Annotated in this window: 20 protein-coding genes; 5 read left to right on the plus strand and 15 right to left on the minus strand. The window is 39.6% G+C overall.

Annotated elements, in window-relative coordinates:
• Window positions 1–28: 28 nt before the first annotated feature.
• The 6 genes from CWB85_RS18995 to CWB85_RS19020 all read right to left on the minus strand — a co-directional run bounded on the left by CWB85_RS18995 (window position 29) and on the right by CWB85_RS19020 (window position 8,355).
• Complete coding sequence (locus CWB85_RS18995) at window positions 29–2,521, minus strand: prolyl oligopeptidase family serine peptidase (RefSeq protein ID WP_138555724.1); 2,493 nt, start codon at window positions 2,519–2,521, stop codon at window positions 29–31.
• A gap of 105 nt (window positions 2,522–2,626) precedes the next feature.
• Entirely contained in the window at window positions 2,627–3,781 is a 1,155-nt protein-coding gene (locus CWB85_RS19000; RefSeq protein WP_138555738.1) for an endonuclease/exonuclease/phosphatase family protein, read from the minus strand.
• A gap of 14 nt (window positions 3,782–3,795) precedes the next feature.
• A complete protein-coding gene (locus CWB85_RS19005) occupies window positions 3,796–4,731 on the minus strand; it encodes a YeiH family protein (protein WP_138555725.1) in 936 nt (311 codons plus the stop codon).
• Between the two features lie 205 nt (window positions 4,732–4,936).
• Complete coding sequence (locus tag CWB85_RS19010; RefSeq protein ID WP_016709722.1) at window positions 4,937–6,085, minus strand: 5-(carboxyamino)imidazole ribonucleotide synthase; 1,149 nt, start codon at window positions 6,083–6,085, stop codon at window positions 4,937–4,939.
• Window position 6,086: 1 nt separating this feature from the next.
• Complete coding sequence (gene purE / locus CWB85_RS19015; RefSeq protein ID WP_138555726.1) at window positions 6,087–6,569, minus strand: 5-(carboxyamino)imidazole ribonucleotide mutase; 483 nt, start codon at window positions 6,567–6,569, stop codon at window positions 6,087–6,089.
• A gap of 199 nt (window positions 6,570–6,768) precedes the next feature.
• Window positions 6,769–8,355 carry an ABC-F family ATPase gene (locus CWB85_RS19020; protein ID WP_080571550.1) on the minus strand — a complete coding sequence of 529 codons (1,587 nt, stop codon included), beginning with the start codon at window positions 8,353–8,355 and terminating at the stop codon, window positions 6,769–6,771.
• Window positions 8,356–8,688: 333 nt separating this feature from the next.
• Here CWB85_RS19020 and CWB85_RS19025 point away from each other — a divergent pair, with 333 nt between their 5' ends.
• Complete coding sequence (locus CWB85_RS19025) at window positions 8,689–9,900, plus strand: porin (RefSeq protein WP_138555727.1); 1,212 nt, start codon at window positions 8,689–8,691, stop codon at window positions 9,898–9,900.
• 56 nt (window positions 9,901–9,956) lie between these two features.
• Here the strand turns inward: CWB85_RS19025 and CWB85_RS19030 are convergent, their stop codons facing one another.
• On the minus strand, window positions 9,957–10,154 hold the full coding sequence (locus CWB85_RS19030; RefSeq protein WP_138555728.1) for a hypothetical protein: 198 nt from the start codon (window positions 10,152–10,154) through the stop codon (window positions 9,957–9,959).
• Between the two features lie 109 nt (window positions 10,155–10,263).
• On the opposite strand from CWB85_RS19030, the gene CWB85_RS19035 reads away from it, so the two are divergent.
• Complete coding sequence (locus tag CWB85_RS19035; RefSeq protein WP_016709716.1) at window positions 10,264–10,785, plus strand: TetR/AcrR family transcriptional regulator; 522 nt, start codon at window positions 10,264–10,266, stop codon at window positions 10,783–10,785.
• Between the two features lie 454 nt (window positions 10,786–11,239).
• On the opposite strand, the gene CWB85_RS19040 is transcribed toward CWB85_RS19035, so the two are convergent.
• Window positions 11,240–12,112 (minus strand): alpha/beta hydrolase, encoded by an 873-nt coding sequence (locus CWB85_RS19040; protein ID WP_016709715.1) that lies wholly within the window; start codon window positions 12,110–12,112, stop codon window positions 11,240–11,242.
• An 84-nt stretch (window positions 12,113–12,196) separates the two neighbouring features.
• Window positions 12,197–12,688, minus strand: coding sequence for a GNAT family N-acetyltransferase (locus CWB85_RS19045; protein WP_171039039.1), 492 nt, complete (start codon window positions 12,686–12,688; stop codon window positions 12,197–12,199).
• Between the two features lie 94 nt (window positions 12,689–12,782).
• Here CWB85_RS19045 and CWB85_RS19050 point away from each other — a divergent pair, with 94 nt between their 5' ends.
• On the plus strand, window positions 12,783–12,995 hold the full coding sequence (locus CWB85_RS19050) for a hypothetical protein (protein ID WP_016709713.1): 213 nt from the start codon (window positions 12,783–12,785) through the stop codon (window positions 12,993–12,995).
• A gap of 275 nt (window positions 12,996–13,270) precedes the next feature.
• Window positions 13,271–14,788 carry a hemolysin gene (locus tag CWB85_RS19055; RefSeq protein ID WP_138555730.1) on the plus strand — a complete coding sequence of 506 codons (1,518 nt, stop codon included), beginning with the start codon at window positions 13,271–13,273 and terminating at the stop codon, window positions 14,786–14,788.
• 68 nt (window positions 14,789–14,856) lie between these two features.
• On the opposite strand, the gene htpX is transcribed toward CWB85_RS19055, so the two are convergent.
• From htpX to bioB, 5 genes are all read right to left on the minus strand, one after another.
• A complete protein-coding gene (htpX, locus tag CWB85_RS19060; protein WP_138555731.1) occupies window positions 14,857–15,717 on the minus strand; it encodes a protease HtpX in 861 nt (286 codons plus the stop codon).
• A 180-nt stretch (window positions 15,718–15,897) separates the two neighbouring features.
• Window positions 15,898–16,581: a dethiobiotin synthase gene (gene bioD / locus CWB85_RS19065; protein ID WP_138555732.1), complete on the minus strand. Its 684-nt coding sequence runs from the start codon at window positions 16,579–16,581 to the stop codon at window positions 15,898–15,900.
• The gene (locus CWB85_RS19070; protein ID WP_138555733.1) at window positions 16,578–17,381 is read right to left on the minus strand and encodes a methyltransferase domain-containing protein; all 804 of its coding nucleotides are present in this window, start codon (window positions 17,379–17,381) and stop codon (window positions 16,578–16,580) included. The genes bioD and CWB85_RS19070 overlap by 4 nt, the downstream gene beginning before the upstream one ends.
• On the minus strand, window positions 17,378–18,520 hold the full coding sequence (locus CWB85_RS19075; protein ID WP_138555734.1) for an 8-amino-7-oxononanoate synthase: 1,143 nt from the start codon (window positions 18,518–18,520) through the stop codon (window positions 17,378–17,380). Before CWB85_RS19075 ends, CWB85_RS19070 begins: the two co-directional genes overlap by 4 nt.
• Window positions 18,520–19,560 (minus strand): biotin synthase BioB, encoded by a 1,041-nt coding sequence (gene bioB / locus CWB85_RS19080; RefSeq protein ID WP_138555735.1) that lies wholly within the window; start codon window positions 19,558–19,560, stop codon window positions 18,520–18,522. Before bioB ends, CWB85_RS19075 begins: the two co-directional genes overlap by 1 nt.
• A gap of 95 nt (window positions 19,561–19,655) precedes the next feature.
• Between bioB and bioA the strand changes: the two genes are divergently transcribed.
• A complete protein-coding gene (gene bioA, locus CWB85_RS19085; RefSeq protein WP_138555736.1) occupies window positions 19,656–20,945 on the plus strand; it encodes an adenosylmethionine--8-amino-7-oxononanoate transaminase in 1,290 nt (429 codons plus the stop codon).
• A gap of 63 nt (window positions 20,946–21,008) precedes the next feature.
• On the opposite strand, the gene CWB85_RS19090 is transcribed toward bioA, so the two are convergent.
• Complete coding sequence (locus CWB85_RS19090) at window positions 21,009–21,443, minus strand: AAA family ATPase (RefSeq protein WP_016709704.1); 435 nt, start codon at window positions 21,441–21,443, stop codon at window positions 21,009–21,011.
• Window positions 21,444–21,554: the final 111 nt, after the last annotated feature.

Genomic DNA, 21,554 nt, shown 5'->3' on the forward strand with positions numbered 1-21,554 from the left:
CTTAAGCTTGGCGTTTTTATTTAACGGTTTATAAAGTTTCTTTAAATAACTTATAAATACGACGATATTCATCTAACCAACTTGAAGGCTGAACAAAACCATGGGGTTCAACTGGGAAGATAGCCGTTTCAAAGTTTTCTTTTTCAAGCTCAATCAAGCGTTGTACTAAGCGTACTGAGTCTTGGAAAAATACATTATCATCAACCATTGGTGCATTGATCAATAAGCGATTTTTAAGTCCCTCAGCATAATAAATTGGTGAGCTTTTTTCGTACGCAATAGGATCAACATCTGGATGGTTTAAGATGTTTGAAGTGTATGGGCCATTATAATGTGCCCAATCTGTAACAGGACGCAGTGCAGCACCTGATTGGAATAAATCCGGTTGAGTAAACAAGGCCATAAACGTCATAAAGCCACCGTACGACCCCCCATAAGTGCCAACTGAGCCGGTATCAACATTAGCATTCTCAGCCATCCAGCTGACACCATCGGCTAAATCTTGAATTTCCGGTGTGCCCATTTGACGGTAAATTGCAGTACGCCAGTCACGTCCATAGCCTTTTGAAGCGCGATAATCCATATCCATTACCACATAACCTTCAGAGGCTAATAGAGAATGAAACATAAACTCACGGAAGTAACCAGACCAACCCATGTGCGAGTTTTGCAAATAACCGGCACCATGATTAAAAATAACGGCTTTTCGGTTTTTGCCGCTTTCTCCTTCTACGTAATCAGCAGGATAGTACACTTTCGCGTAGATTGGTTGTTCTGTATGACTTGATGGAACCGCAACAATTTTTGGCGCGATCAATTGCTTTGCTAAAAACTCACCAGATACGGTATGTGTAAGCTGGGTGACTGTTGTATTAGCTTTCGCATCTGCGACATATAACTCTGGAGGCGACATGACCTTTGAGTGCGTTAACAATAACTTACTTTGATCAGGGCTTAACTTATAATCAGTCATGCCGTCTAAATTAGTCACTTGCTCAGACGTTGCATTAGCAGGGTCTACACGATAGATCTCATAAAGGCCTGGATGCTCAACGTTCGCTTTATAATAAATTGCGCTATCATCAGCTGTTAGAGTAAGGTTAGAAACGACAAATTGACCTTTGGTAAGTTGCGTTGCTTTACCGTTTAGTGGCTTCTTATAAATGTGACTATAACCCGTCTCTTCTGATAAATAATACAAAGTATCGGTGTTATTTAACCAACCAAAATCATTATACGCATAGTTAACCCATGCATCATCGTGTAAACGGTGTTGTGAAACTAGTTTTGAGTTTTCAATATCAACAGTAGCCAACCAACGATCTTTGTTGTCCCAAGCTTCGAGCATAATGGCAACTTGAGTTCCGGCTTTGTTCCAAACAATCGCACTTTGGTTCCAGCCCCAATCCATCATCAAGTTAATAGCGCGTGGTGATTTTTTCGATTCGTAGGTTTTGCCTTCACGAGCGAAGTTTTCTTTTTTAACTGCCGCTAACACATCTTCATCAAAGCCAGGTAAAGTATCGTATGCCAGTGTAGATTGCTTTTTCTCAACTAAATCAATATAAATAACTTCCGATGAGATTGGTTTTTCATCAGCAACACGACGACGTACTTTTTCAGCTTTGACACCTGCATCACCGGCAATATAATTTGGCATTATATCGCTTTCATCTCGCCATACACGACTTTCTTTAACCACGGCAATTAAGGCTTTGCCATTAGGTGATAGTTGCACATCAGCCAGCTCATTACCTTTGCCTAAATAAAATTGTGCATTTGCAATCGATGAGTTTTGTGCATTAATTTGCTCTTTACGAGCTTGTTTATCTTTTTTGTTTTTGTGCGTCAGCGCAATGTAATCGATGAGTTTATGTTGCTCTTTGGCAATATAAGTTGCAGGCTCAGCAATACCTTGCGGCGCATCACTTAAGTGTAAATTAACAATTTCCGTTTGTTGCCCTGTTGCTAAATCCACTTTATAAAAAGTGTTACCTTGGCGGTACGCTAAATTACCATCGGTTAAAAATTGTGGCTTAGATTGTTTAGCGCTGTCGTGTGTAATTTGTGTAATAACACCCGAATTGATATTTTTAACAAATATGTTGCCTTCAAACACATAAGCTTGAATCGTGCGATCTGCAGAATAAACAGCATTTGCCGCGCCTAATGTATGTAATTTATTTAGCGCGACTTGGCTGGCAGCTTGGCTATTCACTGCTTGAGTGTATAAATCTCTTAGCTCATTACCCTGTTGTTTTTGCGCATACACAACCGTTTTTGAATCTGCGGCCCAAAAAGCACGTTCAGCTTGGCGACCTAACCAATCAGGGTGAGCCATTGCTTGCTCGAGCGTAATTGCTGCAGTGCCGGTATGAGCAGGTGTTGCCACAACCGTTGCGATTGCAGCCTGTGGCTGCTCAATTGGCGTAGATGCGGTTGATTGACAACCCGCTAAGATAAAGCTTGATGCAACACTTAATGCAACTAAGGTTTTTTTAGTAGAAGATTTAAAAATCATAGGGCTTCTGTAAGGTTATTGGAATTGCCTTAATTTAATCAGAAGCACCTATGTAATAGCAATTATTTCAGATAAATCGCCAAACTTTGCTGTTTAATAACAAGCTTACTGCAATGAAATATCTAACCACACCATACGGTGATCTGATGAAGCATTACGATCTTTAATTAATCGGTATAACTCACTACTTTTAACAGGCCAAAATACCCCCCCGTCGTGCACATCTATTCCATATGTAGAAGGTAATACATAATCTACACGAGCTTGCCAATAAGCAGTATAAGCCGCTGCATATTTTTCACTGTAGCTGGTTTTAGCCCCCTTGCTGGTTGGCACGAATTGACTATTTATCAATGGGTTTTTTAACAATTGGTCTGTTGTATTAGGCCGCTTTTTATCCCCCTCCGGGGCTGCGTTTAAGTCCCCTACAACCACAAACCGTGATTGTGGAGCTAAGCCTCCTTTTACACCGTTGTCATCGTATAAGTAGTCTGCATTAGCAATATAATCTTTAATTAAGCGTACTTCATCATGATTACGTTTGCCGTTTCGGTCTTCATCACCATCAAATACTGGCGGCGTAGGATGTGAAGCCAGAACATGTAAGGTTTTTCCTTTAACTGTAATTGGTAAATCCCAAAATGATTTGGAGCTTAACCGTAATTCTTGCCATTGCTCTTGGTTATACCAATTTTCGCCTGTCTTAGGGTCAATAGGCATTTGGGCATTTGGCATATCTTTATATTTAAATGTTTGTAATGTCCTGACTTTATCGAAATCTATTGGATAACGAGAAAGTATCGCCATGCCATAATGGCCTTCAAAAAAGCCAAAACCAAAGGCATCCCCTTTAGTACCGCTGGCTTGGCCATCGTGGTCTAAATCAAATGGGGTTTTTAAGCCCGTATTTACAGGGGCAATATAGGTATACGGATAATTAATAGCGGGTTGTTTATTTTGGCTTACTGCTAGATAGTTGGCATTAAAGTAATCAATACCTTGCGCTTTACTGATGTAATCAAACTCGTTTAATAGCAATATATCAGGGCGAATACGTTGAATGATCTCAGCAATGTTTTTAATTTGTGGATGCTTATTTTGTAGTGCATTTGTCAGTGCATCCGGCTCTACTGCTTGACCTTGCACGGTATAGTTTGTTGCATCCATACTGACATTGAATGTTGCCACTCTCAGTGTATTTGCGGCTTCTGCACTGTTTATCAAACCATTAAAAAGCATGGCACTTGTCAGTGCAGCCATACAAAACTTACTGTTCATATTATGAATCCATCTACAATTAATAATAAAATCACACTACTGACCACTATCCATAAAATAATAGCCATTATAAAGGGCTTAAGTCCTGCTTGTTTCAATACTGAAATTGATAAACCACTGCCTATTAAGAATAACGTCATAACTAATAATTGTTTTGCTATAGTGTTAATAAGTTGCCATGTGTCGGTAAACTGTGGCAAATAGGTATTGATCAACGCAGCGGCTAAAAAGCCAATAATAAATAAAGGAATACTGGCTTTCTCTTCAGAGCGCCAAAACACCCCAGCAATGCTCGTGTAAGGAATGATCCACATCGCTCTGGTCAGTTTTACCGTTGTGGCAATACTTAGCGCTACTGCACCATACGCGGCTGACGCTCCGACTACACTACTGGTATCATGAATTGCCAATGCAGCCCATAAACCAAATTGTTCTTGGCTTAAATTAAAGTAATGGCCAATTGAAGGAAACAGCAATAAGCCCACGCCATTTAATAAGAACACCACGCCAAGTGCAACAGCCACTTCGTGATCTTTGGCTTTAATTACTGGGGCCATAGCCGCAATGGCACTGCCGCCACATATCGCAGTACCAAAAGAAATTAACACCCCAGTATTACGATTTAACTTAAATACTTGCGTTAATATTTCACCTAAGCCAATAATGGCTGTAATACTGACAATAGTTAATACCAAAGAACTGCGGCCAACTTCAATGACTTGATTAAAATCAACTGCAAAGCCGAGGCCGACAACAGCCGCTTTAAGCATCCATTTACTGGCTTTTTGTGATAATTCAGAAAAGGGGTTACCTAATATAATGGCAAACAAGGCACCAAGAATGAGCGCTGTACCACCGCCTATCATGGGTGTAATACATAAGCCCAATAAAATGAGATAAAAAGGTTTTTTAATGCTGTCTGAGAAAAGCATACTGTTCCTTAGAAACAAACTTTACTGTTAGTGTAACCAAAATGAAAAGCACAGGCTGAAATATAAACTACCAACTGCTAAAAATTGCAGTATCGAATGCGATGCAGCCTGACATAAATAACGCCATAAAAAAAGCAAATACGATAACATGACGATAACGCTGTGAAGATCAATAAAAAGCCGAGATAAACTCGGCTTTTTATGATTAATTTAAAATCAGCGCAGTACTAGCGGCTAATACTCCGGGGTACTTATCCTCAGGAAGGTACTCTGTAAGCTTCGCTAAACGCTCTCCAAGTTCATGGAGGTTATTTGCTGAGACATTAATATGCCCCATTTTGCGTCCCGGTTTAGCCGTTTTGCCATACCAGTGACTGGTGACACTAGGCACACTCAGTACTTGATCAGGGATAGCTGACTGCCCAAGCACATTGATCATCGCAGTGACCCGCTGAAGTTCAGTGCAACCTAGTGGTAGACCTGCAACTGCGCGCATGTGATTTTCAAACTGACTGCAATGTGCGCCCTGCTGTGTCCAATGACCTGAGTTATGTACACGTGGTGCAATTTCGTTAACTAATAGCTGGCCGTCAACATCAAAAAACTCGATAGCTAACACGCCAACGTAATCAAGTTCGCTGGCAAGCTTATTAAATGCATCTTCAGCTTGTTGTTGAATTGCTGATTTTTCTTTACCAGCCACTGATAGCGTTAAAACACCATTGGTGTGCTGGTTTTCAGTGAGAGGATAAATTGCAGTATTACCACGTTTATCACGTACACCAATGATAGATACTTCACGGTCAAATGGGATCATCTGCTCAGCAATAATTGAGTGCGGAGCTTGCGGTGTTCCTGAGGCAATAAAATCAGCCATTTCAGACCAGATCTGTTCAATTTGATCGTCAGATTTTAAGCGCCACTGCCCTTTACCATCGTAACCTGCTTGACAGGTTTTGATCACTAGAGGCTTACCTAAGGTAGCAACTGCTTGCTCTAGATGCGCTTTTTCAGTAATTAACTGATATGGTGCACATTGAACACCCGTTTTGCTAAGTAACGCTTTTTCCAGAGCGCGATCGCCTCCAGTTTTGATTGCCGCTTTACCTGGATAAAACTTATTACTGGCACAACATTGTGTAAGTACATCATCAGGAATATGTTCAAACTCAGCTGTGATTGCATCCGCGTCCACGATTGCTTGTGCCAAAGTTGTCTCAAACACCTGTCCAGTAAGTGGATGAACAATTTGTTCGCTGCCCACATCATAGGCAACTACATTTAAATTCAGTGGCGCACCAGCCAAGCTCATCATACGAGCTAATTGGCCAGCGCCTAAAATTAAGATAGTCATATTACTCTGCTGGATTAGGATTAGCTAAAATAGTCTCGGTTTGTTCTTTACGGAATGCTTCAACTTTGGCAAAAATTTCAGGTTGCTGACAACCTAAAATTTGTGCCGCAAGTAAACCTGCATTGGCAGCACCTGCATCACCTATCGCTAAAGTGCCAACAGCCACACCTTTTGGCATTTGGCAAATAGACAACAACGAATCAATGCCATTTAATGTTTTAGACTTCACAGGAACACCAAGAACAGGTAAAGAAGTAAATGCAGCAGCCATACCCGGTAAGTGCGCTGCACCACCGGCACCAGCAATAATCACTTTTATACCACGTTCTGCAGCTGAGCTTGCGTAATCAGCTAGAAGTTGAGGAGTACGGTGAGCTGAGACAACTTTAGTTTCGTATGCTATACCAAACTTTTCTAGCATGGTTGCTGCGTGTTCCATCGTTGGCCAATCTGATTTGGAACCCATAATAATGCCAACAGTCATAAATACTCCTCAGTAATAGTTTTAATACTTATAGCGGACTAATGTCCGCATTTATGGTCGGTATTATATACCCAAACCTCCTCAAGATGCGAGGTTCAGTTAGCATTAAAAACCACTTAGACAAGGCAATAATTATGAATTTGCAACCATTAGACAATAAAAAAGCCATGACATGCATGGCTTTATTAATAAATAACTCTTAAGCTTCTTTACTCGCTAAATACTCAGAGTAAGTGCCTCGGAAATCGATGATTTTACCGTCTTTTATTTCCCAGATACGGGTGGCAATTGACGATACAAATTGACGATCATGAGAAACAAATAACAGAGTGCCTTCATAGGCTTCAAGTGCAAGATTGAGCGCTTCGATTGATTCCATATCCATGTGGTTAGTTGGTTCATCCATCAACAAGATATTTGGCTTATGCATCATGATCTTGCCAAACAACATACGACCTTGCTCACCACCAGAAATCACTTTTACAGACTTTTTAATATCATTTTGTGAAAACAACATACGGCCTAAGAAGCTACGAACAACTTGCTCATCATCACCTTCTTGTTGCCATTGTTCCATCCACTGGAATAAATTCATATCTGTTGCAAATTCATCAGCATGATCTTGTGCATAATAACCAATATTATGGTTTTCAGACCATTTATATTCACCTTGCTTTGGTGCTAAACGCCCAGCTAGCGTATTTAATAATGTGGTTTTACCAACACCATTTTCACCAATGATCGCAATGCGCTCACCAACTTCAACTAAGCCTTCAAGACCAGAGAAAAGCATGTCATCAAAGCCTTGTGCTAGATTGGTTAACTCTAGGGCATTACGGAATAATTGCTTTTCTTGTTCAAAACGAATAAACGGCGTTTGGCGAGAAGATGCTTTCACTTCATCCAACTGAATTTTATCAATCTGTTTAGCACGCGATGTCGCTTGTTTCGCTTTTGACGCATTGGCTGAGAAGCGTGATACAAATTGTTGTAGTTCAGCTATTTGGCTTTTCTTCTTCGCATTTTCGCTTAATAAACGTTCACGCGCTTGAGTTGCTGCAAACATATACTCATCGTAGTTTCCTGGGTAAATACGTAGCTCACCATAGTCAATATCTGCCATGTGCGTACAGACAGAGTTTAAAAAGTGACGGTCATGGGAAATGATGATCATAGTGCAATCACGTTGATTCAATACATCTTCAAGCCACTTGATGGTGTAAATATCCAAGTTATTGGTAGGCTCATCGAGTAACATGATGTCAGGATCTGAAAATAGTACCTGAGCAAGCAATACACGTAATTTAAAACCTGGAGCGATTTCAGACATTGGGCCATAATGCTGTGCCGTATCGATACCCACACCCATCAGTAACTCACCAGCTTTAGACTCGGCAGAGTAACCGTCCATTTCAGCAAATTCGGTTTCTAGATCAGCAACACGCATACCATCTTCTTCGCTCATTTCAGGTAAGCTATAGATGCGGTCACGCTCTTGTTTGATCGCCCACAATTCTTTGTGGCCCATGATCACAGTATCAACAACAGAATATTCCTCGTAAGCAAACTGATCTTGATTCAGCTTGGCAACGCGTTCATTAGGATCGGTACTGACATTACCAGCAGAAGGCTCAAGCTCACCGCTTAAGATCTTCATAAATGTTGACTTACCACATCCATTTGCACCAATTAAACCATAACGGTTACCTTCGCCAAATTTAGCAGAAATATTCTCAAATAATGGTTTAGCACCAAATTGCATGGTGATATTAGCTGTACTAATGATAGCGCTACCCTCCAACGGGGAAATCATAAAATAAAATTGGCCGAAGTCTATATGATTATGGTCAATTTTTCCATGTATTATTAGCTGGGCTACAAGTCCACTTCCCCTAACTTGTAATTAAAAAGTAAAGCACTAAACTGATGTCAACGCGCTTTAGTAATCATCATTTTAACCCTTAATTTGTTACACTTGCTTACAGAATAGTCGAAAAGTGGTTTTCAAATTTCCTCTATTGTTTTTTGATGATATTTTTTCACTTTACCCTAAATTTAGCTTTGTTAGGCTGCGCCCATACCTATAAAAGATACGAATTTTAGTACAAGGCAAAACGGAATGAAGAACAAGTTAGCACGACTGATCCTCACCTCTAGCATCGTAGTAGCTCCAAATGTAAGTGCTGTTGAGCTATACGACGACGGCACAAATAACGTGACCATTGGCGGGTTTATCGACGCCCGAGTCATTCATACTCAGGGACAGACAGAAATAGTTAACGGTGCATCACGGATCAGTTTTGATTTTAGTCGCAAACTTAAAAATCAATGGACTGCACTGGCATTACTTGAATGGGGGGTAAACCCTGTTGGTAGTAGTGATATCCTGTATAACAATCGCTTTGAATCTATTCAAGATGAGTTCTTATACAACCGCTTAGGTTATGTGGGTATTGCCCATGAAAAATATGGTCAAGTAACCGTTGGAAAACAATGGGGCGCATGGTACGACGTTGTGTACAGCACCAATTACAGCTTAGTTTGGGATGGTAATGCCGCCGGTGTTTACACTTATAATAAAGATGATGGCGCAATTAACGGCACCGGACGAGGCGATAAGTTATTGCAGTATCGAAATAATTATGGCGATTTTAGCTTTGTAGCTCAGGTGCAGTTTAAAAATAATGACTTTTACACTTGTGATATTGAGGCTATTTCAGAGTCTGCTTGCCAAACATTGTGGGAAAATGGCAGCAATATTGCCCAACAAGTAGAGTTTAATTCTACCTATGGAGCTGCTGTTACCTACTCTGTAAACACAGACTTGAAACTCACCGCAGGGTTTAACCGCGGCGAGCTAAATGTTAACTACACAAGTGGTCGACTTCAATCAGTCAATGATTTTATTTATGGCGCAGGGGTAACCTGGGGAAACTTTGACAGTAAAGGTATCTATTTTGCGGCTAATATTAATAAAAACGAGAATCACGATACCGATAATTTAGGCCGATTGATCAAAGATGCAGTGGGTTTAGAGTCGTTACTTTCCTATCGATTTGAAAATGACATTCGTACATTTGTCGCTTATAACATATTTGATGCTGGGACAGATTACGTTATACAACCGAACTTTAATGCCGATCCTAATGACAATTTTAAACGTCAATTTAGTGTTTTTGGCATCCACTATTTATTTGATGCAGACACCATAGTGTACATAGAGGCACGTAAAGATTTTAGTGACTTCACAAGTGCAGATAAAGAGCAAGAGTATCAAATGGGTTTATCAGAAGACGATGGTATTGCGATCGGGTTCCATTACACTTTATAAGCTTTAGCAGTTAGGCTGGCTATTATGCTAAACCAGCCTAACTGTATAAAACGTGCCTATTTTTTTCGCTTATTTTGATTAAAAAATGCCTGTTTAAACGCCAAACACCCCGCTTTTGGACCAAGTATGAGCCACAACAACAGCATGCCACCGGGCAATAAAATTGCTTTCAGTACAGGTCCTAACATGTAAGAATAAAAAATAATAAACGGAACAAATAACAGGTAACCTATGATGAGCTTAATAGTATTCATATGACATCCTTTTAAAATTGAGCATGCTCATAAATATAATTGAGCGCAGTCATTTTTACAATGTATAATCCATTACTATGCTGTATTAAATTTTAAGATGCTGAAATAAATGAATAAAAAAGAAAAGACTTATAATAAAATTCTAACAAGTGCGTGGTTGTTATTTTTAGAACAAGGTTATGAGCAAACATCAACACGAGAAATAGCCAAAGCAGCAAACGTTGCAGTAGGTACGGTATTTAGTCATTTTGAGAATAAGATTGACATACTTAAAGCGGGTATGCAGCAACAAATTAACGTTATTATTCATCAGTCAAGCCTAACAGATACCCAGCATGCCCCGCGTTTAAAACTGCGACATTATGCCTTAGCGTTGTTTGAATTTTATTGCAACAATAAAGAGTTTAGTAAGATATTAATAAGCGATATGATTTGGCAAACTACTTTTTTCGAGCAGCAACTAAATGAGTTCAAACAGCGTTTGTTCAGTGAACAACCTGAGTTTGATGATATTAAAGCAACCGTTATGTTGGATTGTTACTTTATGACGGTAATTTCAGGGTTAAATGAACAAAACCCACAACCGGAAAAAATGTTACGTCAGCTCACTAATAAGCTCTCTGTCATTTGATCAAATACGATGAGTTAGATTCAATAAAGTGATCGTTGCTAACTCTAACGTCACTACTCCTTTATAAATTGCGCGGCGCATAACGTCATACTAATAATTTTATAGCTAACGTGTGCTCTACTTATAAATTATTAAGCCTCGCCGTTCGCGCTTTTTTACGAAATAGGTTAGTTAATTACTCAGTATTACTTTCATTTCGTGAAGTAAGGGCTTGTTAGCGCAGGCTGTTGTAATTTTACAGTACTGCGCTGATACTGAGTATAACTTAATCCGTATGCTGCATTTATAGTAGGAGTTTTGTCAGGGTTGCTGGAAACTTTTACTCTTCTTCCCCTACTCTGATCACTTTAATAATTTAATTACCTTCTTTTGATAACTAACGTCATTATTAGGTTTGTAGTTAAGATTTCAGGTTAGACTATAGGGTATGATGTGTTCTTTTAAATAATTCATATCATTGCGAATTATAAACAGCTAACGCTGGTCTTACACTATGTATTGGGTTGGTAGAATGATTCAGGCCTTTATTAACCTTACTATACCAGGAAATGTTCGAAGCATTCATAGTAAGTTTCTCTTGCAGCAAATTAAACGCACTCAACATTAAAGGGTGCTCATCACCACCTACAGTAAGATATAAAAATAAGGGCTGTGTACTAGCTTGTTGAGCTTTACGCTCTAATAAGAACTGGTTGAATTCTGTCACTACAGTCATATCGTCATACCAAGCCGCTGGGCTAAATGCAAAGTAACCATTAAACAACCAAGGCTTAGTGCTCATCGTGTATAAAACAAAACTGCCACCAGCTGAATAACCAGATAATACGCGATTATTAGTTAAATTGTAGTGAGACTCTAAATAAGGTAATAATTCACTATCTATAAAAGTTAAAAACTTATCAGCTTGACCAAATATTTCTGGCGCATTTTCATTTGCAGGTCTCGGCTGGGTATTTACATCTTGGCGTGCATACGGCGGGACTAAATCACGATTTCTCGTATCGGTCCAAAATTGATTAGGGATCGACACTAAAATTGTGTCTTGCTGAGCGGGTAACTCAGCCATTACAGAATCCCATTGCGCTAAATTAAAGTTACCGTCGGTTCTAATAATCAAGGAGTAACGTTTTTTTGGCTCAAAACTACTCGGTAAACGAATAAATACTTTTCTATTTTCGTTCAACACCTGCGAATAAATAGTCACATCTTTGAAATTTGAAGTGTAATGTGCCTTATATTTATAAATAACAACGGCAGCTGCAGTCAGGGTTACTATACACAAAACACGACTAATTAAAGTTCGATTAAATTTTTCCAATAAAGTCATCATAACGCTTAGGTGTAGATTGATTTAAAAAATGTACCCTTTCTGTACTCTGACTTAAACAAAAGTTATGTAACAAAATATGATTTAAAATGTATACATCCAATGCTTACTCTCTATATGTGTGAATTTAAAGCGACGCAGTAATTGCTGACTTTGGCTATTTTCCAGTGCCACCTTTGCATGTAGATTCATGATATTTAAGTTATCGTTGTTTAACAGCCCTGTCACGGTTTTCATATTTGTTAGCATAAATGCTAATGCTTCAGACATAAAGCCATTTCCCCAATATTCTGGAGATAATTCAAAACCTAACCAAGCACTCTCCTGCTCAATATCATATAAACCAATACAGCCAATTAAAGTGGAGGTATTTATTAAATACAATGCAAACCGTAAAGAGCGCCCTTCATACATACCTGAAATATCATCTTGGATCAATTGCTTTACCTCATTTCGTGTAATTGGTACACAATAGTCATTATATTGAGCAACTAGCGGATCAGATAAAATCCCCCAAAGCGCACTACAATCTTTGTGAGTAATTGGCTTTAATGTAATTCGGGATAGTGCAAACACAGGGTTCATAAATAAAATTAAGTTACAGCTTTAAAGCACACTATTATTGCCTTAAGATACCGTGCATACAAGTTAATAACACAGCAATCAATTTATGAGCGATGAATTTAAAGTAATACAACCTACAACAACTGTTTATTGCCCTGAACGTGGTGAAGGGTGGACTTTAACGGGTATCACCAGCATTGATGAGTTTACATCTGTTATGTTTGATGGTGTGCGTTACACATTATCAGCACGTGAAATAATAGAGCAACTCCTACCTAATCAACTTGCACGCGAACAACACACCACAAAAAACACCTAAATCAGAAACAAAAGCAATTCTTTAGTCTTAATATCGGTTGCATTTTTGCCAGCATTTTGTGTCTAAATTGCAACTCATTGAGCGCATCTGTTGATTTTGCAGCCAAGCATTAGGATAATTACTCCATACCTTGAGGTTAATAACGGATGCGCTCGGCTTATAGGAATTAAGCAATACAGTTTTGGGATTAAGGATAGACCAGCTATAAACCATACTGTAATTACCTCAAACTAACTATAGCTGTATCGATGGACGTTAGTTTAAGGCTACACACTATGAAATCAGCACTAAAAATGACGACAGTTGCTGTCGCTCTCCTTTCATCTTTGCAAGTTGCGCAAGCAAATCAATGTACAGGACAACTCTATGGTATAAATGCAGGCCGTGGTGACACCGGTATTGTATTTAAACTCGATGAGTACACACAACAAACTCAAGCACATTCGCGAGCAAAGTACAGTTCTTCTGCACTTGCCCATGTAACAGACACGAATCGCTTGTATTATATTTCTGCTCCACGTCCAATGGAATACCAAGTTGACGTAGAACACCTAAACTTTAACTCTACTGAATTAAAATCATTACCTATTAGTGGCAGTAAATTTAAATATATTAAATTAGCCTATGTTGATTTAGACACCAACGAACATGTTGAAGTTGGTAGAACTAGCAACATGTATCGTTTAGTGTTTGATCAACAAAATAATCGCTTACTCGGTTCGTATAAAAACAAGTTGTATAGCATTGCTCCTGATACCGCAGAAACGGTATTACTAGGCGAAATATCAGGCCTTGAAAATGACCAAGGTATTTGGCGTGGCGATATGGTGTTTAAAAATGGCGAACTAATTTTAGTAACCAGCACGTCTTTATACTCTGTTGATGTTAATAATTTAGCTGCAACAAAATTGTCTGATCACAACTTAACAACCGTAACAGGTGCTGCACTTGATCAACAAGGCGATATTTTATTAAGCCGTACGATCTTAACTGATCTTGGGCACTCTAATAAATCTCAGGTATATAAAGTAAATAAAAACACCGGTAATACCTGCCATGTTGCTGATTTTCCAGTGCGTATCAACGACCTTGCCACAAACTTTAATGAGTCAGTAGCATGTTATGCCGCTCCTGTTTGTACTGTATCTGATATCCCAAGTTTTACTTTAACAGCCATTGCAGACTCAGTTGATGAAGGTAACGCACTATCTTATCAACTTAAACTGAGTAATAGTTATGAGCAAGACAGTGAAATCTATGTATCAACAACGGTTGGAACGGCCACTCACAGCGATTACAGTTTTTCAGATCAAACCGTGACTATCCCCGCGGGTGAAACAACAGCCACGATAACAATTCCAACAGTCGATAACGATGAATACAGTGAAACTAAAACATTTACTATCAACACCGTTGCACAGCTTAATGTTATCGGTTCTAACTCATTACCTGCTGAGATTTTAAATGATGACGCTCAATGTGTGCCTGAAGATTACACACGCATCCAGTATACATTTATATCTGAAAATTCAGCTTATAATAATGACTGGGGTATTAAGGTAAACAACCAATATATTAAGCTATTAGATGAACGTGGCGCTGCCGGCTATTACGATGTTAAGGCAAGTGACTCAATCACTTATGTGTTAGCCGTTGATGGCAAATCCAACAATCTTAAAACTTCCTATAAAAAATATGGTAATAAACAATATTGGGAAGATCAAAATGGCAAAGACTACAATGACTTTGTTGTGAATGTAACAACACAACCAATTCAAAAAGGCTGTAACTAGATAATAATTAGTAAATTTGCATCACAAAAAAAGCCAGCATTTTGCTGGCTTTTTTTGTTTAAACTTGATCAACGTAGAGCGTTAATTCTATCGTCTAACGGTGGATGCGATGAAAATAACTCAGCAACCCCTTTACCGCTTGCAATACCAAACGCCATCATTGATCCCTCTAACTGTGAAGGGTGATTCTGTTTAAGTCGTTCAAGTGCGGAACGCATTTTTTGTGCACCCACTAAATGTGCGGCACCTGCATCAGCTGCAAATTCACGTTTACGACTATAATAAGCAACAATAACGCTTGCTAATACACCAAATAGAACTTGGAATATCATATCAAACAAGAAATAAGTCCAACTGCTGCCACCCTCTTCTTCGTCACTATTGATAAAATTGCCAACGATTCCGGCAAGTACTTTTGCGATAAAAATGACAAAGGTGTTCACTACACCTTGGATCAATGTAAGCGTCACCATATCACCATTAGCAACATGTGAAACCTCATGGGCCAGCACCGCTTCAGCTTGATCTTGATCCATGTGTTGTAATAAACCAGAGCTTACTGCAACTAATGAATTATTTTTACTTGGCCCTGTTGCAAACGCATTCATTTCAGGGCTGTCGTAGATCGCCACTTCTGGCATGGCAATACCAGCTTTTTTAGCCTGCGCAGCAACTGTATTTACTAACCAATGTTCCGTTTCGTTACGCGGTTGCTCGATAACATACGCACCCGTGGATTTTTTCGCCATCCATTTTGACATAAATAAAGATATAAAAGAGCCACCAAAACCAAATACTGTGGCAATCATTAATATCCCGCCTAAACTGCGATTACTAATGCCAAACACACTCATTAAAATAGATAACACTATGCCTAAAACAAGCATAACGGCTAAGTTAGTAAGTAAAAACAACACAACACGTTTCATAATTTCCTCAGTGTAACTTCAATTGTATTAAGTAACGACCTAGTTAAAAAATAATATTTAAAACCGTTACTTAATAAAATTATAAATCTGAGAATAGTCAGATAGTAAACTGAGCCATTTAAAAAGCAATCATTTTTAGTGAAATAATGACAAACTATGTCAACTATCCATTTTCAATAACTATGGGCGCAGCTTTAAAATATCAAGCAAAGTTTGATAAATTTTTAGTTTAGGTGTGCCAGTACTGTATGGGCTTATCGCTAATAGCGGAAAAGGCAGGCGTTGTTGCAATGATTTAAGATTAGCGTCGTACTCAGCCATGTTAGGATCAACTTCGTTAGCAACCCAGCCTACACAATTAACGCCTAAAGCACGCATATGTGCCGCGGTTAAGAATGCATGGTTTAAGCAACCCAATTTCATACCCACCACTAATATTACAGGTAACTGCTGTGCTTTTACCCAATCATACAAATACTCATCGTCGTTTATTGGTAATGCCCAGCCACCAGCGCCTTCGGTAAGTATATAGTCAGTGTCTTTTTGCTTTAACTGACTATATGTTTGGCTAATTTTTTCAACTGAAAGTAGCTCATTTACCTTTGCTGCGGCAATATGAGGGGCAATTGGTGGGGCAAAAACAAACGGATTAACTTCTTTATAGAATGCAGAAACACTGGCACTTTCCATTAACGCCAATGCATCCTCATTAACCAATTCGCCAAAGGCATATTCTGCACCTGCGGCTAGGGGCTTAAAGCCTAACGCGCGTTTTTTATGTTGCGCTAATAATTTTAATAATAAACAACTAACGTGAGTTTTACCGGCATCGGTATCAGTGCCTGTGACAAAAAATTCATTCATACTTTGGTTAATTCCATTAAAACAACCTGATAACTCACCATGGCTTGCTTATCTGTTAATGGGTAAGCTGCACACACTTGCTGTAACGCATGACGCGTTAATAACCCTTGACGTTTCTGTGTTCCCAATTGATTAGTTGCTCCAATCGCTTTTAATGAACGCAGTGCAGCCATTGGCGATTGATACGCATCTTGATAACACACCTGATCACAACTATTAATTATGAACCCAGCTTTAGCACTGTATTTTTTTAACTGAGCAACGCTATGAAACGAGTTAACATGACTTTGTTGATCTACTTTTGCAAATGCAGTGGCTATTTCAGCCAGTGAACCATCAACCACGCAACTTAAGTAAACCCGCCCTTTTTGTTTGAGCGTTCGGTTAAGCTCTTGTAACAGCTCAGCTAAATTACTCGACCATTGTACGGCAAAATTACTGAATATGACATCGACACTGTTGCTTAGTAATGGTAACGCATCCATATCAGCACATAATGACGCAGTTGAGTTCTTCGCTAGTTTGAGCATTTCAAAACTGAGGTCAACAGCATAAACCTGAGCAAAATGTTGCTTAAGTTGGCTGATATTAACACCTGGTCCTGCCCCAATATCTATGCACACTTCACCCATTGGGTGATTACTTTCAACATTGGCTATTTTTTTTAACAGCGCCGTAGCAGCACGTTTTTGCACATTCGCATGTTCTGCGTAAGCAACCACTGCTTTCGAAAATTTATCTGCAGTGTGCTTTTTTTGTTGCTGTTGATTAACAACAACAGGTATCGATACAGCCATCATAGTGCATTCACCAAAGCAGCGATCAAGCACTCAATATCCGCTTTAGTATGTGCTGCAGTTAAGGTGATACGTAAACGCGAGGTGTTAAATGGCACGGTTGGTGGGCGGATCGCCGTAAGCCAAATTCCCGCCTCCTTAAGTGTGTTTGCGACAGCTAAAGTGTGCTCAGCACAACCTAGCACAATTGGCTGGATAGCACTGGTTGAAGGCATCACAGCAAGACTATGTTGAGTTGCCAATAATTTAAAGTAGCTAATGTTATCGGCTAATTGTTGGCGCTTCTGCGATCCTGTTTCTGATCTTATTTGCTGTAGCCGCGTTAATGTCATCTCGGCTACTAATGGCGACATCCCCGTTGAATAAATATAATCACGATTAAATTGTAAAAGGTAATCAATCACCTCTTTGCTGGCTAATACACACGCCCCACTACTTGCAACAGCCTTACCAAAGGTGATCACCAGAAGCTCTGGTTTAATTTGCTCACAACTTCCCAGACCGTTTTCACCTAATACGCCAAAGCCATGCGCATCGTCTATCATAAGCCAGGCATTATAACTGTTCGCTATATCGCGCAGTGTTGCAATGGGTGCATGATCGCCATCCATCGAAAATACCCCTTCGCTGATGATCAACTTATTTTTCGCTGTTGATTTTTCTAAACGTGAGGTTAAATGCCGAGTATCATTATGGTTAAAGCGAACCATGGCGGCCTGAGAGTGTAAAGCACCATCAATTAAACTGGCATGGTTGAGTTTATCTTGAAAAATAGCACTATTTTGTGCTGTCGCCTTATCTTGAAACAACGCTTTCAGCACGCTGCTATTAGCACTAAAACCACTATTAAACAGCAAGGCACTTTGATAGCCAAGCTGCTCACACAGATAACGCTCTAATTGATACTGACTCTGTTGATAACCTGTTACAAGCGGCGAGCTATGACTTCCCAATGCTTGTGTATGTAGCAAACTAGACGGTTGTTCAGCAAACCCTAAATAATCATTACTGGCAAAATTTAGATAGTGTTTACCCGCAACCGTGATTTCACGAGCCGTAGCGTGAGTAATTAAATGGCGCTGACGAAGTAACGCATCTTCGCGGCGAGTTTGAAGATGCGCTTGTAAATATGAAAATGCCATTATGCTTCGTAAAACAGCTCTGAAGTTGCTTTATCTGCCACCGCAGACGATAACGATGCTTCATAGGCTTCATCTGAGTAGTCATGACGTTTTTCAGGATTCATGCCTAACTTTTTAATTAAGTTCATATCAGCATCAGCTTCTGGGTTTTCAGTGGTTAGCAATTTATCACCATAGAAAATTGAATTAGCACCAGCAAAAAAACACATTGATTGCATTTGTTCATTCATTGCAGTTCGTCCTGCTGATAAACGAACATAGCTATGTGGCATCATAATACGCGCAACGGCTATAGTACGAATAAACTCAAAGTGATCTAAGTCATCGACATTTTCCAGTGGCGTGCCTTTAACTTTCACTAACATATTTATTGGCACACTTTCAGGTTGTTGCGGTAAATTAGCCAATTGCATTAATAAACCAAAACGGTCGGCTGCTTGCTCACCCATACCAACAATACCGCCCGAGCATACTTTCATACCCGCATCACGTACATTACCAATGGTGTCTAAACGATCTTGAAAGGTACGAGTTGTGATGATTTGTTGATAATATTCTGGCGAGGTATCAAGGTTATGGTTGTAATAATCAAGCCCGGCCTCTCGAAGTGCATGGGCTTTTTGATTATCCAGCATGCCTAATGTCATACAGGTTTCAAGACCCAGCTCTTTAACTTCTTTAACCATCTGCGAAATATAAGGCATATCTCTGTCTTTAGGATCTGACCACGCAGCCCCCATACAAAAGCGAGTTGCGCCTTTTTGTTTTGCTAAACGCGCTTGTTCAACCACTTTTTCTACTTCAAGGAGACGCTCACGCTCTAGATCTGTTTTATAATGGCCTGATTGCGGACAGTATTTACAGTCTTCAGGGCAAGCGCCTGTTTTAATTGATAGTAACGTAGATATTTGCACTTCGTTAGGATTAAAGTTAGCACGATGCACAGATGCCGCTTTAAATAATAAATCGTTAAACGGCATTTCAAATAAGGCTTTTACTTCTTTATGTGTCCAATCGTGGCGAACAGCTGCAAACTCCATAATTCTCTCTTTTTATTTTTCATGACGGTGATATTGGCTTAGTCTACGACTTGGCGTAACATTGTCAACGAACTCAAACGACATTAAGTTTACCAATGAATAAAAAACACTCAGTAGACCTTGATTTTGATCGCCAACACATCTGGCACCCCTACACATCAATGACTCAGCCTTTGCCTGTGTACCCTGTTAGTCACACACAAGACAATCGTATTTTCTTAGCTACAGGCGAAATACTAATTGATGGAATGGCTTCTTGGTGGAGTGCCATTCATGGCTACGGCCACCCGGTATTAAAAAATGCCGCGATTGAGCAAGTAGATAAAATGAGTCATGTAATGTTTGGCGGACTCACCCACGCACCTGCTGTAGAGCTGTGTAAAAAGCTTATTGCAATCACACCAAGTCAACTTCAAAAAGTGTTTTTAGCAGATAGCGGTTCAGTGTGTGTTGAGGTGGCAATCAAAATGGCGTTGCAGTATTGGCTTAGCCAAGGGATCACGACTAAGCAAAAACTAATGACGCCGTTAAAGGGCTACCATGGTGATACTTTTGCGGCCATGAGTGTTTGTGACCCTATTAACTCAATGCACTCGCTATACCAAGGCTTTTTACCAGAGCATGTGTTTGTGCCCGCGCCGCAAAGCCAGTTTGGTGAAACGTTTGATCAACATGAAGCAGATGAGCTTGCTCAGCGCTTTGCGCAGCACCATCAACACATCGCCGCGTTTATTATTGAGCCAATTGTGCAAAATGCCGGTGGCATGAATTTTTATCACCCCGAATATTTAAAAACCGTGCGAGCATTGTGTACGCAATATGATGTTTTATTAATTTGTGACGAAATAGCCACAGGCTTTGGCCGTACTGGTAAATTATTTGCTGTTGAACACGCAGAGATAGAGCCTGATATTTTATGTATAGGCAAAGCGCTGACAGGCGGAATGATGACCTTATCTGCCACCTTAACCACAGATAAAATAGCCATTGGTATTAGTGAAGGTGAAGCCGGTGTATTAATGCATGGCCCGACTTTTATGGGGAACCCTCTCGCCTGTGCAGTGGCCTGTGCAAGTATTGATTTATTAATGGAACAAGATTGGCAAGCGCAAATAGCCCATTTAAATGATGCTCTGCAAGTATTACACCGTTGTAATGAGCTGGAACAGGTTGTTAATGTCAGAACACTTGGTGCAATTGCCGTGGTAGAGCTTGATTGTGTAATCGATGTTGCCAAAATCCAAGCTTTCTTCATTAGTCAAAATGTCTGGATCCGTCCATTTGGTCGGCTTATCTATTTAATGCCACCCTATATTAGCAGCAAAGCGGATATAACCTTGTTGGCAGATGCGATTTATACCGCAATCGCCGCTAAGCATTACTAAAGATGAGTAATATAGCGCGCTTTCAAACTTTGCTGGTTTTTAGCCTACGAGAGTGTGAGCGTGTTACCACTCAAACATGTAAGCCATTTTGCTGATCATTTTGAGTGGTATGTTGTGGCTATTACGTTTGGCGTACAAATGCTGCATTGATTTATCTTTAACCTCACCCACTATTACCTCTTTAACTTGGTAACCCAGAGCTATCGCAGCTTGGCTATAAGCTATGAATTCCCATTTTTTTATATTGGTGTTATCAACAATGACCAGTGGGATATCTTGCGCCAACGCATTTATAAAACGAGCTAAATTCAAGTTGTGGTATTGCGACAATTTAAACTTATCAAATTGATAGTCACCTTGTTCATTATAAAAATAATCATCAGTCGAACAAATTAAGTATTGGCTTTGATCGCCTGCGACCATTTCATCCGCTAGGCTTTGCGCATAATAAGACTTACCGCACCCTGGTAAACCACGTAAAATAAAGACTTGTTTCATAATACCTATATATTTAGCAAGTTAATTTAAATACCGTAATTTGACATAATGCCACAAAATCCATTTTGATCGCAGTGAAAATCACCTTTAAATTATGATCTCAGTGATTTT

The organism is Pseudoalteromonas sp. S1727 (genome assembly GCF_005886375.1).
Classification (GTDB): Bacteria; Pseudomonadota; Gammaproteobacteria; order Enterobacterales; family Alteromonadaceae; genus Pseudoalteromonas; species Pseudoalteromonas haloplanktis.

Bases quoted from the DNA above. Each gene is read 5' to 3' on its own strand.
- CWB85_RS18995 (WP_138555724.1), bottom strand. From the start codon at position 2,521: ATGATTTTTAAATCTTCTACTAAAAAAACCTTAGTTGCATTAAGTGTT.
- CWB85_RS19000 (WP_138555738.1), bottom strand. From the start codon at position 3,781: ATGGCTGCACTGACAAGTGCCATGCTTTTTAATGGTTTGATAAACAGT.
- CWB85_RS19005 (WP_138555725.1), bottom strand. From the start codon at position 4,731: ATGCTTTTCTCAGACAGCATTAAAAAACCTTTTTATCTCATTTTATTG.
- CWB85_RS19010 (WP_016709722.1), bottom strand. From the start codon at position 6,085: ATGACTATCTTAATTTTAGGCGCTGGCCAATTAGCTCGTATGATGAGC.
- purE (WP_138555726.1), bottom strand. From the start codon at position 6,569: ATGACTGTTGGCATTATTATGGGTTCCAAATCAGATTGGCCAACGATG.
- CWB85_RS19025 (WP_138555727.1), top strand. From the start codon at position 8,689: ATGAAGAACAAGTTAGCACGACTGATCCTCACCTCTAGCATCGTAGTA.
- CWB85_RS19030 (WP_138555728.1), bottom strand. From the start codon at position 10,154: ATGAATACTATTAAGCTCATCATAGGTTACCTGTTATTTGTTCCGTTT.
- CWB85_RS19035 (WP_016709716.1), top strand. From the start codon at position 10,264: ATGAATAAAAAAGAAAAGACTTATAATAAAATTCTAACAAGTGCGTGG.
- CWB85_RS19040 (WP_016709715.1), bottom strand. From the start codon at position 12,112: ATGACTTTATTGGAAAAATTTAATCGAACTTTAATTAGTCGTGTTTTG.
- CWB85_RS19050 (WP_016709713.1), top strand. From the start codon at position 12,783: ATGAGCGATGAATTTAAAGTAATACAACCTACAACAACTGTTTATTGC.
- CWB85_RS19055 (WP_138555730.1), top strand. From the start codon at position 13,271: ATGAAATCAGCACTAAAAATGACGACAGTTGCTGTCGCTCTCCTTTCA.
- htpX (WP_138555731.1), bottom strand. From the start codon at position 15,717: ATGAAACGTGTTGTGTTGTTTTTACTTACTAACTTAGCCGTTATGCTT.
- bioD (WP_138555732.1), bottom strand. From the start codon at position 16,581: ATGAATGAATTTTTTGTCACAGGCACTGATACCGATGCCGGTAAAACT.
- CWB85_RS19070 (WP_138555733.1), bottom strand. From the start codon at position 17,381: ATGATGGCTGTATCGATACCTGTTGTTGTTAATCAACAGCAACAAAAA.
- CWB85_RS19075 (WP_138555734.1), bottom strand. From the start codon at position 18,520: ATGGCATTTTCATATTTACAAGCGCATCTTCAAACTCGCCGCGAAGAT.
- bioB (WP_138555735.1), bottom strand. From the start codon at position 19,560: ATGGAGTTTGCAGCTGTTCGCCACGATTGGACACATAAAGAAGTAAAA.
- bioA (WP_138555736.1), top strand. From the start codon at position 19,656: ATGAATAAAAAACACTCAGTAGACCTTGATTTTGATCGCCAACACATC.
- CWB85_RS19090 (WP_016709704.1), bottom strand. From the start codon at position 21,443: ATGAAACAAGTCTTTATTTTACGTGGTTTACCAGGGTGCGGTAAGTCT.